Raw genomic sequence first — 15,086 nt, 5'->3', positions numbered from 1 at the left:
GTTGCGATTAAAACTTGTACGTTAGACCAATAACTGTTTTTGTTTCCCACTCACCTTTCAAACTATCTGATGATGGTACTGCTACTAATTTAAGCTCCGCTGTATCAGCGCGGCCCGCTTTTAAGTACACATTGAAATTGTCTGACACTTGGTAACCAGCGACGGCGAACACTTCACGTTTCTCATCTTTGAAGTCTTCAAAGCGATCTTGAGTGAAAGAAGCTTCAACACCGGCACTTAGGCCATTGTCAAAGATGTAGCCAGTACCTATTTCGCCACGGTATTCTTTAACAGTGCTATTGGTAAAAATTTCTGCCCCTGCAGGCGTATAACCCGAGAGTTCAGGTGTTGGACCTTGAAGCTTAAGACGATCTTTGCGCATTGCACGACCTTCTACATAGGCATAGAAGTTGTCAAAGTTAGTTTGTACCTTGATACCGCCGCCTAAACCGCCTTTATCAAAGCCTTCACGCTTACCATCTTCTAGGTTACGTTCGCCAGAGTATGCCGTTTCAGCTGCAAAGAATGGGATAACCGATACCGCGCCGAAGTTGAAGTCGTAACCTAGTTGGGTTTCAACATTAGCGTGCTTATCTTGAGTGGTATATTCAGCTTCAATTTTACCAGTGAAGCCGTTTAGTACTTCTGTATTTGCACTTGCAGTGCCTGCAGATAGCGCGAGTAGTGTTGCGATAACGATTGCTGACTTTTTCATAATGTTCATCCTCATTGATTTGATTTTTAAGTTATTTAGCAAATCGAATTATTTCGTAAGCTTGCTAAGTGAGGCTATTTTCACATTGAAAAAGTAATTCGTTAAACCATGTAATATAGGTAAATCGAATAGGTCGTTCGATTGAATGGTCGAAACAGTCAGCTCTGATTCAGATTAAATCTGATACTTGCGCGTCAAAGAAGGTAAACCGATGAAATAGCTAATAGGGCAATAGAACATCCGACATTTTTTACAGAATGGAATATGAATCAAGACTGATTTAAGCAGTCTTACTAGATATTATTGAGTATTTACTCGCGCTTAGGCTGCCAATGAAAAATTGACGTGAGCGGTGAATATAGGAGTGACAGGCTACATAGCTTTCCAGCTTAAAAAAGTACATTTCATCAACACTAATTTGGCCACATAACCTCTTAATACCATCTTTATAAAACCCACAGCTATCATTGGCGACGATTGCGATTTGGGCCCTCATTTTGAAGGCCAAAAAGGGCCAACTGAGTGGCCCTTTTAACTGACTGAAATATGAATCCCTAGATCCATTCAAGTGTTAGCGATAGTGCGGACTCTATTGCTGCAGCTTGATTTTGTGCTCAACGAGAGTAGCCAGAGCTCCTGTTAAAACTGCAACTCTCACTTATTGTATTAGTACGCTAAAGGAAGAGGCTTAAAGAACTCCCGAGTCCGCTGTAGTATGACGAAGAATACGCCGTTATTCCAAATCACTCCTTTAAGCTTACATACTGAAGCATTTTAGATTATTAGCGATGCCCAATCATTTTGTACTCAAGTATGATTACTTGAGTATTCTTATGCGGAAAAGGAGCAACAAAGCTCCTTCTCAAATAAAAAGTTAGCAGGCAACTACCAAGCCCCACCAAACTGCAAATACATGGTCCACTCTTCTGGCCCTTTGGCAATATCTATACCGGTTCTTAAACCAAGTTGGCGTGCTAGCAGATATCTAAAGCCAGCTCCTTGAGCATTTTGCCATTCAGCCTGATTAAAACTTTGATCGTTATTAACCGCTTTACCGGTGCCAGCAAAGCCGAGTATTGTCCATCGGTCATCGATGTCATAGCTAACTTCAACTTCAGCAAGCGCTGTATTGTCAGCTTGATAGCGCATTGCCGCCATGCCGCGCATATCAATAAAGGGCTTAGCGTAAAATGGTGCACCTTCTGTGGTTGATTTAGCATCAAGTCGCATAGCAACGCCCCACTTTGGTGCCACTCGATGATAGGTCTCAACAAATGCATGATAATCCTGATAGTCAAAGTCACCACCAACACCTTTGCCATGCATATTGGCTTTGAGACCCGCTTTGGTTCCTGTCCTAGCTGAGAATTGGTTATCACGACTATCGTATGTGACCTTAAGGCCTACGTGTGCGTCATTACTGTCCAGTGCGAGAGGATCGACGCCAGGCAGCATCGAAGACATATCAAAAGATGCTTCTGAATTCATATTGACGTAATCAGCACCAAGAAAAAAGTTACTGCCCGCTATTCTAAAATCAATATCTTGAAAGAAGTACAGCCCTTTTATATTGAAATTGTTGGCTTGATCTGATGCTTCACCATAGTATTTTAAGTTAAACTCAGCACCAAATATGCCGCCTAAGTAACGTATATTATCGTCTTGCCAGTTTCCAGAGTGGAACACGCCAGCAAGTTTACTGCCGTTACTCGTCGCTGCACCGACAACACCCGTGACACTGGGTGGAATATTAGTGACTTCATCCGGATATAGTTCACGCTTAGCCTTCTGTTCATCAGTCTCATGGAAGAACAACAACGCAGCACCACCGCCCGTCCCTACTGCTGGCTCAGTAATAATCAGTGGAATAGGCATAAAGCCTGCTGAGTTATCCAAGATCCACTGACTTGCATCTATACGGCCATCTTTAGGATCGGTAAAAGCGTCCATAAAGCTTGCAGAGGCAAGACTAGGCAACATCATTAGCGATATCGCGGCTGCAGTTAAAGCGGGTTTAATACTACGATTGTTCATGTTGACTCCCCCAAGGAATACACGCGCAGAGATCACTCGGCGCGTAAATTTGACTATTAGTCGTTAAAGATAATGTCGTCGGCGATAGCATCTTCAATTGCCATATCATCAAGCTCATCCATGATTAGGCCATCCTCAAGATCTCGCATGTCTCGCTGACAGCGGTCACGCTTGATCTCTCCTTCAATAAGCCCGTCAAGTGCACCAACTGCAGCACCAATTTGTGCTCCACGCATAGCCCCGCCTCTACCATCAGCTATTGCACCCAAGCCGGTGCCAACGAGACCACCTTCTAAAGCGCCACCGACCATCTCTCCCAATGTATCGTCGCAGTAATCTGCATATGAGCTAGTCGCTACGCAAGTAAGTGCAAGAGTGGCTGTCAGTAATAGATGTTTAAGTTTCATAGTCGTACCTCATGTAGTTAGTGTGTAAATCTTGAGGCTATTTTACTCAACAAAAACCAATACAAGGAGTTGGTTATTATTCAAAAATCGAATAGGTCACTGAAGCGAATAATGACATAGAGGTAAAGCACACTTGCATTGTTGTGAGCTATTTATATGAGTGCTGTATTTGTCATAACATTTTTATGAATAAGTATTATTGAGAGAGTTTAGAGATAGGAGGCCTAGTTGAAGCTAAGCCTGCTTTGAAAAGAAAAATTATCAGCATGTAGAGGAGAGGATAATCATAGCTATAACATCACTTCTGCTGAAATAATCTTAAAGCCTTTTAAGTCCTCGCTTACTGCGCGGCGTGTAACTTGTACTTTAGCGCCTTGAAGCGTTCTATCATTGACAAAAACTTTGTCTGTTAGACGCTCGCTGGTGTGCTTATTCTTGTGCTGATAATTAAAACTGTATCGCACTAGATAAATCATCAAGGGTTCTCCCATCTTAATAAGTAAGGCTTCTCAGTACTGCCTATTTTGAGAAGCGGCCTAACCCCAAGTCATGATGTTTGCTAAACTTTGCTTTGCCAGCCTTCTTCATTTAACACATCCATTTCTGGTAGATGTGACTTAAATAAGCTGAAACTCGCTGTACAGAGATCTAAGTTCATGCAACCGCTAATTCCATCAGCAGACAATCCAACGGGTATTAACACCACCTGCTTTATACCAGTACAAAATAGGAAGACTAAAGACGCTAGCATCTAATGAACTCTATCTAATTGTTTAAATTTAACAAACCTTAGTTGGGATCTCTTCTTACCTTATCGGAGTTAGCAAACTTTCCTAAGTTAGTAACTATTGGTGAAACGAATACATAACAGCTTGATTGAGCTAGTCCTCAAGATGCTATTCGTTATTCGAATACAATGTAGTTATTGGTATAAGTGTTTTGATTGGATAATAGCCGTAGACAAACATTGAGGAGCAATAAAATGTCAAGTAAACACTTAAGTTCACTATTAAATAATGTTCTGCAACAGCAGAAAAATCCAAATAACAAAACAGATAAGACAAACATGCTAGATAAGGCGGTAATTTTCATTACAACTGTCTCTTTATTGTCCTTTTTTGTTATTTATGAAACGATGCTAGATGAACAACTACATATCCAAGCATTGCTGGAGAGTTTTTTACTCTAGTAGCTCTAACTACAATATAGGTGCAAAGCTCAACTCACCTGAGTTTTATTAACTTCAAAGTTAGACAAATAATATGTGGCTAAATAATAAATATAGTCTGATAAAAACTTAATAACACACAAGTTTATTATTAACTTCTTACATTTCAACTCTGACATAACCCCCAACGATAATTCAGCATTGGAATATCCGTTACTATAAAATATTAAACTGTGGTTTGAAAACATTGCCCAGTTCTAAATACATCCGCCTTAATTACTCACCGTATAACGTCAAAAACTAACAATCTGAAAAATCAACTCCCAACCATTACTTAAACTAAGCACTCAACCTCTCCCGCCCTACGAATAAACAACTTCCTTTAGGATGCTTTAATTAAAAACCCCGAAAAAAATATGACCCAAAATAAATTAAAGCCTACGAACAACAATATAATCTAATAACCATTTACGCACTCAATATCACAAGTATTCGATTTGGCAATAATACCTAACTTAATCTATTTCTTACTTTCTGGGATACTGGCGTCAGTTAATTATATCAACCGAATCCCAGAGGAATGACCATGAAAACACTTAATTCAAAACTGACAGCAACAGTCGCAGCACTATCTATCGCTACCTTATTCTCATTTAACGCTATGGCAGCTGAGCCTGAAGCAGAGGTGAATTATGGTGACCCTACCGCGAGTTTCTCTACTGTTGGTATTTCAGCAAGTAAAGATACCACCCAACTAAATGGCATGATGGGATTCGGCAGCAATATTTTCTCATTGGATCTTGCAGCTGATAACAAAACCGGAGATATGAATGGTCGTGGGCGCTACTTCCATGTCACCGATGGCCTTGGATATTCAATAGATGTACTGGCTGATGCCAACTCTCAAACAGTACTTGGTGGACTTATCTATAAGTTCCAAGTCTCTGACAACATCTCAATTTTCCCGATGTTGAGTGGTGGTGCAACACAAGTTAAACGTCCAATGGAAGATAACAAGTACGACCGCTCAGGTATTGCACAAGCAGGCGTGTATGCCATGTATGGATTTGATGCTGGTCACTGGCTGTACGCTAACCCCAAAACGACTTATCACTTAAAAAACAAAGAGTTTATCAACCAAATAGAGGTCGGTGGTGGCTTTATGGTTACAAATAACATCTCTGTGGGTGCCAAAGTTGAATATACTGCTGAGCACAAAAATCAGTTTGGTAGCATGAAAGCGGATACTGTGACTTGGTTCCAAGCAAACTACTACTTCTAAAGCTAAGGCTCTATTATTCATAATAAAAACACCGCTAATTAATATAGCGGTGTTTTACATATTATAGATAATCACATTCGCGACAGCCAACCCCTCTTTGTCGATTGCTATAAACTCCGCTCTACCAAAATACTATCTTGGTAATAATCAATTCATCCGATACTTTCGGGCATCACTCACTAATGCCAATGCTGTAGAGTGGCGTTACCATTGTGAGTGTCGTTGCTACACATCAGTGACACTCACTAACTTGCCTATTGAAATACTCCATCGCTGATAAATGGGTATTGCTTATAGCTACCGACAAGGTGCAATTTATTGTCACATCACCGGTGAAACTTGCTCACAGAATACCTAACAGAATATTTCATTAACCACATCGACAGTATGCCCTTATTGGTCGCGATGAGACTAATAGGCAGCGCTCAAGCTAGAGTTCAATACTTCCATAGGATAACGCGGTATCTCCCCTGTATCACCGAATTAAAACCTGTTGATAGCTCTATACAAGAGAGGCTTGCCAGTAACTCCATCAACCACAATATTGGGAGTGGGGCAACGGAAAAGGAGTAATAAATTTAGCTAGAGAAATACCATCTTCAAAGGGTGGGATGATTAATGCCGTTAAGTACGAAAGGATCCGGAGTCGAACTTGTAGACTCATTTTATTTAAGAAATGAATTAGTTCTATTACCCAGCGAGTTCATTCGCTAATAAATACAATCATCAATCACTATTCAAGTTTCCCAATTATGACTAGCCATAGACTTTCACGCGTTGAGCGAGTCTAAGTATAATTATGGATATCTTTGCGAGCCTTGCAGCGGCTTCCATATAGATTATATTAGCCTGATAGTTATGACGTTTAAATTTTATTTAAACGCTAGGGTGCCAATTTCCTCTCTGGTGGCGTCAAGCGAACTTTGACCTGCCATCCAATATTTTGCGTGAAAAATGATATTGCGCCCAATAGCCAAACTATTGGGAGCTTAGATAAATGGCTAAGCTAATAGATTAAGGAGCAGTAACGACGTAAGTGATAGCGTCCTCTGGCCCGCCCAAAGAAGCTTTTCTCGTGATTGGCTTACCGACTTTTTGGGCCGTTGCAGCAATCGTTATTTGAGGAATACTAAATTTAAAAATGCTTGTATCACCTAATGACCAAGTTGCTTAATTTGACACTAACGTAGATGAAACATCGGTATATTTAGTGGTTGCGACAAAAAGTCCCTTCTCTTTAGCAACGCCGGTTTTATTAGAAAATTAATAACGAGTGATATCGACAGCTACTGATCTTAACGTAATTATTACTGGCGATTTTGGCTTCGAAGAGCCGCTTGAACCGCAACAACGGGTTCACATTAACAAGTAATTTATTTTGGCGAGCAGGTCATTTTATACCTTCTAGAAGTGGATTATAGATTCTAATCACTTTAGCTAAAAAATAAATTTCTGTTAACGTTCCCTAACCTTTTATTAGATTATTAGCAGATAATTTCAAGATAATTAAGGGAACGTTTTGATATTGACCACGATTAGTGACCAGGCTATTAAAGCTCATTAAATAACGCAAGAAATTGAAAGTGATCTTCTGTCTGCACGAATATCTGCCATTGTGTCATTTGCAAAATCTTTTGCTTGACGGCTATTTGAAACATCAGGATCTAATTCAATCAAACGTTCAAAAGCTAATTGAGCCTTGGCATCATTATGTTCGTCTACAGCAATCAATGCCTTCAACCACACGCTGGCTAATTTAGCACTTGCTACACTGCTATTTTCGGCCGCTGAAGCATACACTCTAGCTTTTACATGATGACAATCTCTTAAGGCCAAAATACCATCAACATTGTCTTTCCCATACGCTCTTTCAAGAAGCGGAACGTCATCTAACAAGGCATTGTTTGCGGTCATTGTAGTGCGTAACTTCGTTTTATCTTCACTACGCTGTTGCACTTTATCAAGTTCAAGACGCTCTTGTTCAATTCGAAGTTTTTGTTGTGATTCACTTTTGGCAATCACATTGGCTTTTATAGCTTCTTGTTCTTGCGCCTTGGCGCCACCAACAAGTGCACCGCCGACTCCGCCAACGGCTGCACTTACAATAATATCTTCTGTATCACCACCTAGAATAAGTGAGGTAAAAGCTCCTAAAGTAGCACCTGTTTGTGCACTTTTACCTACTTGTGTACTAGGAGATGCGCAAGCCGTCATACCGACCGCGACGGCTAATAACAGCATTTTATTTTTCCAGTTTGCGTTCATTTTGGTTCTCACCCTTTCAGTTTATTAAGGTTTAAAATATGAGGCACTTTCTTAGTCGTCTAAATCAATTTCTGTAGCGACCAACTTATTATTTAGATATATATAATCCACTTCGACATACATACCAGGACGTAAATCTGAAAAGTTCATTCGTGAATTTTCGATACGTGTGCGGTTATCAACCAATAACTTAGTGTTATGGATCTCGATTGTTTGCTGTTGATTATCAACTGAACTAATAACACCTTCTATTTCAGCTGCGATTGCTGACGAGCTTAGATAAATCAGTGAAGACGTGATGATAATGGCTGTGTTTTTAATTAATTTTTTCATGTTAAATTCCTAGATGTTTTTACGATTAATATGGTTTTATCTTGTATCAAAACAGACTCATTTTTTTACGAGTATTCAAATGAATAAGTTGTTATTCAATGAGTAACCCCTTTAAAGAGGTTACTCACTTGACCTTAGAAACAAACTTGCGTGTATTCTGAGAAGAGTGGGTTGTCACCTGCTACATAAGCACAACCATTCACAGTATCGAAGATGACAGACTCGACAGTCACGAAGTCAGAGCTATATTTTGTGATGTTAATAGGCTTTTGCTGCAAGATGTACTTCATGCCATTCACATCACGCTCTTTTGCATAGCTAATGAAAGTATTACCTGCATCTTCACGAGCGAAGGTATCAACAAATTTTTCATTGGCTTGGCGCAAAGGTGTATGAGATAAAAATTCAGCACGCATTTCTGCCGTATGATTGGCGTGAGCAATACCGCCTTCACCGCGAACGATACGAGTACCATTGGTTGTCATTTCAATTGAACCATAGTCGCCAGAATCATCTGCCACGGTAAAGTTTAATGAAACGTGAGTGGTATAATCCTTAAGTTTGTTAAAGGCCTCTTCTACGTTGGCTGAAGATGTAATAGCAGCAAAAGCGGCATCGGTAGTGATGACATTTTGAGTGTCAACGGTTGCTGATGCTCCACTTGGTTCCCCCATGAAGTTAAGGACTGCAGCAGTGTGTTTGCCCATACCTTGGAAGTGACCACCATCAGTGGCTAAGAAGATAGTGTCATCTGTTTTAATGACTGAAGTATCACCTTCTTGTAAAAAACCAATGTTTAAATCATTGTTTAATCCGACAATACCCGTTTCGGCAAAGGCTAGGGTTGTGCAGCCATTCATCGATTCAGCGGCTTTTTGTAATGAAGCAGTATCGCCAGCATTAACAAACCCTTTGTTGATGTCCCAATCCGCTTGTGCGATGGCCGCGAACAACATATGAACGGGTACGCCTCTAATTTCAGCTTGGCGTTCCATGATGGCAACATACTCAGGTGCGACTTTACGGTTATTTTCAACTGCGTTGATTGCAATTTCGATGACTGCTTGCTCTGCTTCACCACGAGGCATAGTCGCTAATTTTTGGGCTATGGCTTCGCTACCTTGACCTGTTAAGTCGACAATCACGGCGCCATTCTGTACTGCAGTACGCTCTGGTTGATAGTAATCAAGTACATCACCCGCGACGTTAGCCGCTGCAACATTGAAAGAAAGAGCTGCGATTGTGGCGATGGCTAAAATAGACTTTTTCATAATGTTATTCCTTCAAGTGTTTATTAAATACAATTTGATTTCGTTTTGATGGAGTAATAATACGAGATAAATAGAGATACTTTAAGTTAGCTACTATTCGAATATCGAATGGCAAGCGATGCGGCTCAGAATCATATGTTGTACTGAATTAAGGGAGAAATTAATGATGCTTGGTGACCGTACTAACGACAGCGGCGTGAACATTTAATTAAAGGTCGTTCGTTTTGGTGGAACCAATAAAGCGAGGTGTATAAGCAGTAGCCTCTATTCGCCATCCATATTAAGAAAGGCAAATGTGAATTGATAAACTGCTTAGTACGTTGATAGTGCGATGTAGTCTGATGTAGTCTGATGTAGTCTGATGTAGTCTGATGTAGTCTGATGTAATCAAACTGCCAGAATTACACGTTATTAAAGGTGCAGACGATTTTAAAAACAAAAAAAGAGCTGACTTCAGCTCTTTCTTTATTGCTTCTACTTAAGGCTTACTTACGCAGTTGTTCAATAATTTCTACACTTCGCTCAATAGTATCCATTAGCTTTTGTGGTTCAATATTGGTGTACCAATCTTGCAGGTTAATTACACTTATACCGCTGGTCATATCGCTGAATGAAAGCTCACCGAATGAACCGAATGACACGATAATGTTTTTATCTGCAATGGTGTACGACTGCATGTCGTAAGTCATTGCTCCACCTGCTGAAAGCAACGTACCAGCATCGGTTGGATTTAGCACATCGTTGCTGGTATCTGCTAGTTCTTTGTAAAAAGAAGCGCCAGCTTTACCTTGCGCAATATACTGGGCGAATAAAGCATAATCTACAGCGCTAGTATTAATACCAAACGAGGGTGAGGTGGTGCCATCAGAGGTTTTGGCTATCTCAATAATATCGTGACCACCAATCTCTTCATGTAAGTCCCCTAATAATACTTGGAAAGGTTTTCCGTGTACTTCAGCAAGTATCAGTGCGAGCGTATCCGTGTTCTGATCTGAGTAATCCCAGTTTTCACCTTGTTTAAATTCACTTGCCTTAGCCGCTTTGATAGCCTTTAAGTGACCCATTGGCTCGCCCGCATTTTGCAAGCCAATTTCTTTTTCCCACTCATAACCGTTAGACCCTGGAGTATGGTAATTACTTAATGCTTCTATACCACTGTCCATAATGGCGATACTGCGAATTGTGGCGCCACCAATGATAGAGCCTTTCAGTTCCGGCAGGTATTGCTCTGCCTTAACGTCTAAGTCAACAAGACCTGCATCAATTGCTTTACCTAGCAACACGCCAACATAGGTTTTAGAGGCTGACTGAAGATTATTAACCATCCCTTTTTTGAAGCCGTTGTCGTAGTGCTCGGCCAATATTTCATTGTTTTTCATCACAACGAAGCCTTTGGTGTTTGTTTCAATTAAGTTATCACGAAAACTTTGACCGTCTTTAAATTCTGTAGACAAATCTAATGAATGAGAGACTGTTACAAGCGCTGGATTAGAAGATGCAGGCATTTCGTATACCCCGTAACGTAAGTAGTCTTTAATGTGCATACTTGCATGGGTGTAATAAGGCCAAGACTGAAAAGACTCGGCTGGTATATCTTTCACGTCATAACCAGAATAAAAAGTAGCTTGATTAACTTCATCAGCTGCTTGCACTGCACCCATTGTTGTTGCTAAAGAAACTGCGATGACGATTGCTTTGATTGATGTTTTCATAATGTTATTCCTTCAAGTGTTTATTAAATACAATTTAATTTCGTTTTGATGGAGTAATAATACGAGACAAGCAGAGATACTTTAAGTTAGTTACTATTCGAATATCGAATGGCAAGAGATGCGACTCAGAATCATATGTGGATACTGAGTTAAAGGAGATATTAATGATGGTAGGTATCCTAGCGACTGCAGAGTGAACATGTTGTTAAAGGAGATTGTGTCGGTGGAACCAAAAAAATAAGTAATATGATCAACCAAGGTTATTCACCTCCCTTATCAAGGGGAGCTATAGCCTTTCGTACAGTTTGACCTTCACTCCATTATTACTGTCATTCTAAACCTCCTTAGATAGTTAACTCAGCGGGCTACTTCATACGCAAAGGCTTAATACTTGATGTCGGTCTCTGTACTTATTACCTCGCCAATTAATAACCCTGAGCCTCTCATTACTCTACCTATTGAATCGTTTACCTATTCGACTTGCCAGTACATCCTAACCAAATGATTCAGGAAAACGATGAGGAGATCACCTCAACCAAGGAATACCGTGAATTAAAAAACAAATATTGATTGAGGAAATGATTATGAAAAAAGTTTTATCGCACTTGCTTTAGTAGCGCTAACGGGTTGCTCGGCTAACCAACTTGACGGTAATGCCGCTTCTATTAGAATAATGGACGCAGAACCGCAGAACTGTAATTTTCTCGGTGAAGTCGATGGCCCACAAGGGAATTGGTGGACAGCAGACTTCACTGCTGATCGCTATATTCTGATCGGGGCCCGTAACTAAGCAAAGAATCAAGCTGCTGCACTAGGCGCAAATGTCATTGTACTCAAGAAAAGTGTCGATAATAGTAATGAAGGGATCGAGGCTTATGGTAGTGACAAAGGCGCTGTAATTTCAAGCACCAAAGGCACCTACAGCAGTACTGTTATTGGAGAAGCTTTTAACTGCCCACAAAGCTAATTACCACTATAGAATACACGTAATCAGCTTAACTGCTTACGTGTTCTTATAGAATAAAGAGTAACGGAAAGTACATGCTAAAAAAGGCCTTTACCGTACTAAAAATCAGTAAGTGGCAATTAGCTAGAAGATAAAAGCTACTTAGTAAGCTCTTCAATAATGAAGTTAGCGACCGGACCATGTTGTAGGTTAGAACGCCAAGTTATTTCTACCGTACTCATCATTCGAGAGCGTTGAAATTCAGGCATAAACTCAATCAGAGTGCCAAAAGCGAGTTTCTCATCTAAAAGACCTTTGGGAAGAAAAGCCCAACCTAGCCCTTGCTCAACAAGTCTAATGAGATCATCTTGATCATAAGCTTGCCAGATTTGCTGGGACATCTTAGTAATAGCCGAAAGCGCACCATTTTCAATCATACTGCTACAAACGATTTGTCGTTCAGCAATTAATGTTTCATTATCGACGAGTTCCATATCGGCAAATTTAGAATCCGGACTGCATACACATGTCCATTCAAGTTCGAAAAAATTAACAAAATCTAGATTATCAGGCACAGCCTTTGAAGGAAGGCCAATCCCAATACTAACTTCGTCATTTAAAATTGCTTTAGACAAATGCTCGCCACTCAGTTTAACCAGCTTAACTTGAGTGAAGGGGAATTTTTGTGCCATTTTTTCTAATGTTGAATCGATAGTATAAAGAGGGACTAACGGATCCAACGCAATTGTTACTTGATCTTCAACCTGCTCAACCGCACCTTGCGCATAGCTTTCTATTCGTTCCGCTTGGCGTAACAAGATTTTAGCTTGTTGATATAATCGCTCCCCTTGCTCTGTCAAAGTGGGGTATTTAGTTGAGCGATCAAAAAGTGTCACCCCAAGATCTAACTCTAAATTACTTACACCAATACTCACCGAGCTTTGGCTTTTTCTTATATGTCGCGCGGCGGCAGAAAATGAACCTTTCTCTGCGGCCGCGATAAATGCATTTAGCTGTTCTAAATTGAGCATGTTTAATCCATTCGATGACTTGATGGGTACCAACCAAAACCATTCGCATAGCCTTGACAAGATGAACTCATAAACAAACGTAACACGAACTAAGATCTAAAGGAATGACGATGAAACCATCCCTTTTACTACTATCAATTACTGTACTTTCAACTACGAATTTAACCATCACATCGGCGCAGTGGCCAATTAATGCTGGTGAGCCTACCGCCTGCTTCAGCGGCGCTGATAGCACTCGTTATATGTAAAACCAAAAAATGACTATCAAACGGCAAAAATGGGTGAGCTAGGTAGAAGTAGCAGCTGGCTTTATGTTTGCCGATAATTAATTGTATGGCGGAAGAGACCGAGACTTGGATTCAAGCTAATGGCGACTTCTAACGAGAGGCCAACTCACAGATACTAGCAGTGCCAAATAGTGCTATTTTTCTACGGTATAAAACCTAACCTGTCCTGAACTCGTTAACCTTTCTCTGTAAAAGCTTTTCTCTTTGATAACAATGGGAGAATACACATTAACGTAATAGCCAGAAAAACAACCAGTTCAGACAGCACCCAGCCTCTGAGTAAAATATAGGGGCCCAATGCGGCTCCTGTTGTTTGAGCTGCCACCGATAACCTAATAATATCCCCTTGCTCGTCAGTTTCAGAAATAGTCCCCATAAACAGCGGCAGCAAGAAATTCCAAAACATCATGAACAAACTAACAGCGACAAAATAAAGTAACTGACTTTCGGTTGTAAACAACAGGATCATGACTCCAGCTTGTGCAAACAACGCTGAAATAGTTAGCATTTTTTTATACCTACTGAGAGACACTAAGCTCGCTAAAATAGCTCCCACCAAGCTAAACATCGTCCCCATGGCCAAGATCCTACCTTGCTCTTTTGGCTGAATAAGCAGTTTATCTCCCACTACACTCAACATTGACCAGCAGCCAGAATGGGTCAAAAGAATCATGAATACTGCAGCCAAGGCTAATATTTTAGTATTTAGATCAGCAGTTCCAACACTGAATTGCTCCGAGGGTTCAATAATCTCAAACTTTGGTAAAGCAAGCAGTAAGATGCTAAAGCTAGCTAATAAGAAAAAGAAGCTATCGACACCAAATGCTTGTATCACATAGGGTAATCCGAGGAAGAGTAATCCGCTATATAGCATCTGCAGCGCAATAGCCTTACCAAAGGCTAAATCGGGGTTCGACTCTTGAGATAACGACTCATAACTTAAAACAAGAATAACCCCTGCAGCAACGCCTGAAATGGCCCTTAATGCTAAAAAAATATTGATATCATCACAGTAAGCACTCGCTAAGTGCGTTGCTGCTAACACAATAATAGCGAATGTCTCATTAATCCTGACAGAGCGAAGCCTAACTAAGAAGTAGCAAAGAATTGAAGCAAGTGCAAAGCCCATCAACTCAACTGTGGCTAAATAGCTAAGGTCATAAACTGAGGTCTCAAACTGTACTGAGATTGCATTTAAATAACTAGGTAATAACAAGAATATACTAGAGGCGACAGCAAGTTTAATGCTCGTAAATAAAGATTGGAATTTGTTTGAATATAGGGTCACATATCAGCCTAATAACGACATATCAGAAAATAACTTTAGCCAATAGCAGCTAACATGTAAACAAAGTGTTGCCTAGCGCAATTCAATAAAGTCCATACATTAGAATATGCTTGTTATCTCAATATTCAATGCTGAATGATCACTATTTCTTGCCTCAATTTATAATGCAAAATAAATTATCCACACGAATTTAACAGTAAAGGTATTGATTTTAAAAGGTAACATAAAAAAGCACAACGAGATAATAACAATAAATCTTACGTGATTCTATTTACGCTCATTAAAACCAAGCTAATTTCTACATAGTGAGTGACGCGCAGCAGAGTAAATGGATGAATGATTAGCTT

The 15,086-nt window shown here is 40.2% G+C and carries 15 protein-coding genes; 4 read left to right on the top strand and 11 right to left on the bottom strand.

Annotation, left to right across the window (positions count from 1 at the left end; translation table 11 throughout):
- Nucleotides 1-7 precede the first annotated feature (7 nt).
- The 5 genes from CXF86_RS16575 to CXF86_RS16555 form a co-directional block, all read right to left on the bottom strand.
- Complete coding sequence (locus tag CXF86_RS16575) at nt 8-715, bottom strand: hypothetical protein (protein ID WP_102039557.1); 708 nt, start codon at nt 713-715, stop codon at nt 8-10.
- Between the two features lie 885 nt (nt 716-1,600).
- The gene (locus tag CXF86_RS16570; protein WP_180961090.1) at nt 1,601-2,749 is read right to left on the bottom strand and encodes a BamA/TamA family outer membrane protein; all 1,149 of its coding nucleotides are present in this window, start codon (nt 2,747-2,749) and stop codon (nt 1,601-1,603) included.
- Nucleotides 2,750-2,805: 56 nt separating this feature from the next.
- Nucleotides 2,806-3,156 carry a hypothetical protein gene (locus CXF86_RS16565; protein ID WP_102039556.1) on the bottom strand — a complete coding sequence of 117 codons (351 nt, stop codon included), beginning with the start codon at nt 3,154-3,156 and terminating at the stop codon, nt 2,806-2,808.
- A 290-nt stretch (nt 3,157-3,446) separates the two neighbouring features.
- Nucleotides 3,447-3,632: a hypothetical protein gene (locus CXF86_RS16560; RefSeq protein ID WP_101092469.1), complete on the bottom strand. Its 186-nt coding sequence runs from the start codon at nt 3,630-3,632 to the stop codon at nt 3,447-3,449.
- A gap of 83 nt (nt 3,633-3,715) precedes the next feature.
- Nucleotides 3,716-3,907 carry a hypothetical protein gene (locus tag CXF86_RS16555; RefSeq protein WP_102039555.1) on the bottom strand — a complete coding sequence of 64 codons (192 nt, stop codon included), beginning with the start codon at nt 3,905-3,907 and terminating at the stop codon, nt 3,716-3,718.
- 231 nt (nt 3,908-4,138) lie between these two features.
- Here CXF86_RS16555 and CXF86_RS16550 point away from each other — a divergent pair, with 231 nt between their 5' ends.
- Nucleotides 4,139-4,345 carry a hypothetical protein gene (locus CXF86_RS16550; RefSeq protein WP_102039554.1) on the top strand — a complete coding sequence of 69 codons (207 nt, stop codon included), beginning with the start codon at nt 4,139-4,141 and terminating at the stop codon, nt 4,343-4,345.
- Nucleotides 4,346-4,910: 565 nt separating this feature from the next.
- On the top strand, nt 4,911-5,606 hold the full coding sequence (locus CXF86_RS16545) for a hypothetical protein (RefSeq protein ID WP_219621774.1): 696 nt from the start codon (nt 4,911-4,913) through the stop codon (nt 5,604-5,606).
- Nucleotides 5,607-7,166: 1,560 nt separating this feature from the next.
- Here the strand turns inward: CXF86_RS16545 and CXF86_RS16540 are convergent.
- From CXF86_RS16540 to CXF86_RS16525, 4 genes are all read right to left on the bottom strand, one after another.
- Nucleotides 7,167-7,871, bottom strand: coding sequence for a hypothetical protein (locus CXF86_RS16540; RefSeq protein ID WP_102039553.1), 705 nt, complete (start codon nt 7,869-7,871; stop codon nt 7,167-7,169).
- 51 nt (nt 7,872-7,922) lie between these two features.
- Nucleotides 7,923-8,204, bottom strand: coding sequence for a DUF5666 domain-containing protein (locus tag CXF86_RS16535; RefSeq protein ID WP_102039552.1), 282 nt, complete (start codon nt 8,202-8,204; stop codon nt 7,923-7,925).
- A gap of 134 nt (nt 8,205-8,338) precedes the next feature.
- Nucleotides 8,339-9,475 carry a carcinine hydrolase/isopenicillin-N N-acyltransferase family protein gene (locus tag CXF86_RS16530; protein WP_102039551.1) on the bottom strand — a complete coding sequence of 379 codons (1,137 nt, stop codon included), beginning with the start codon at nt 9,473-9,475 and terminating at the stop codon, nt 8,339-8,341.
- 485 nt (nt 9,476-9,960) lie between these two features.
- On the bottom strand, nt 9,961-11,187 hold the full coding sequence (locus tag CXF86_RS16525) for a serine hydrolase (protein WP_102039550.1): 1,227 nt from the start codon (nt 11,185-11,187) through the stop codon (nt 9,961-9,963).
- Between the two features lie 598 nt (nt 11,188-11,785).
- Here CXF86_RS16525 and CXF86_RS23210 point away from each other — a divergent pair.
- On the top strand, nt 11,786-11,977 hold the full coding sequence (locus CXF86_RS23210; protein WP_374702344.1) for a DUF4156 domain-containing protein: 192 nt from the start codon (nt 11,786-11,788) through the stop codon (nt 11,975-11,977).
- A gap of 314 nt (nt 11,978-12,291) precedes the next feature.
- Here the strand turns inward: CXF86_RS23210 and CXF86_RS16520 are convergent, their stop codons facing one another.
- A complete protein-coding gene (locus tag CXF86_RS16520; RefSeq protein WP_102039549.1) occupies nt 12,292-13,164 on the bottom strand; it encodes a LysR family transcriptional regulator in 873 nt (290 codons plus the stop codon).
- A 110-nt stretch (nt 13,165-13,274) separates the two neighbouring features.
- Here CXF86_RS16520 and CXF86_RS22795 point away from each other — a divergent pair, with 110 nt between their 5' ends.
- Nucleotides 13,275-13,412, top strand: a complete 138-nt coding sequence (locus CXF86_RS22795) for a hypothetical protein (RefSeq protein WP_180961089.1) — start codon at nt 13,275-13,277, stop codon at nt 13,410-13,412.
- 214 nt (nt 13,413-13,626) lie between these two features.
- Here the strand turns inward: CXF86_RS22795 and CXF86_RS16515 are convergent, their stop codons facing one another.
- Nucleotides 13,627-14,739 (bottom strand): MFS transporter, encoded by a 1,113-nt coding sequence (locus CXF86_RS16515; RefSeq protein ID WP_102039548.1) that lies wholly within the window; start codon nt 14,737-14,739, stop codon nt 13,627-13,629.
- Between the last annotated feature and the right edge of the window lie 347 nt (nt 14,740-15,086).

It is taken from the genome of Shewanella sp. GutCb, assembly GCF_002836135.1.
In the GTDB taxonomy this organism is placed as follows: domain Bacteria; phylum Pseudomonadota; class Gammaproteobacteria; order Enterobacterales; family Shewanellaceae; genus Shewanella.
This window is presented reverse-complemented; position numbering and strand designations above follow the sequence as displayed.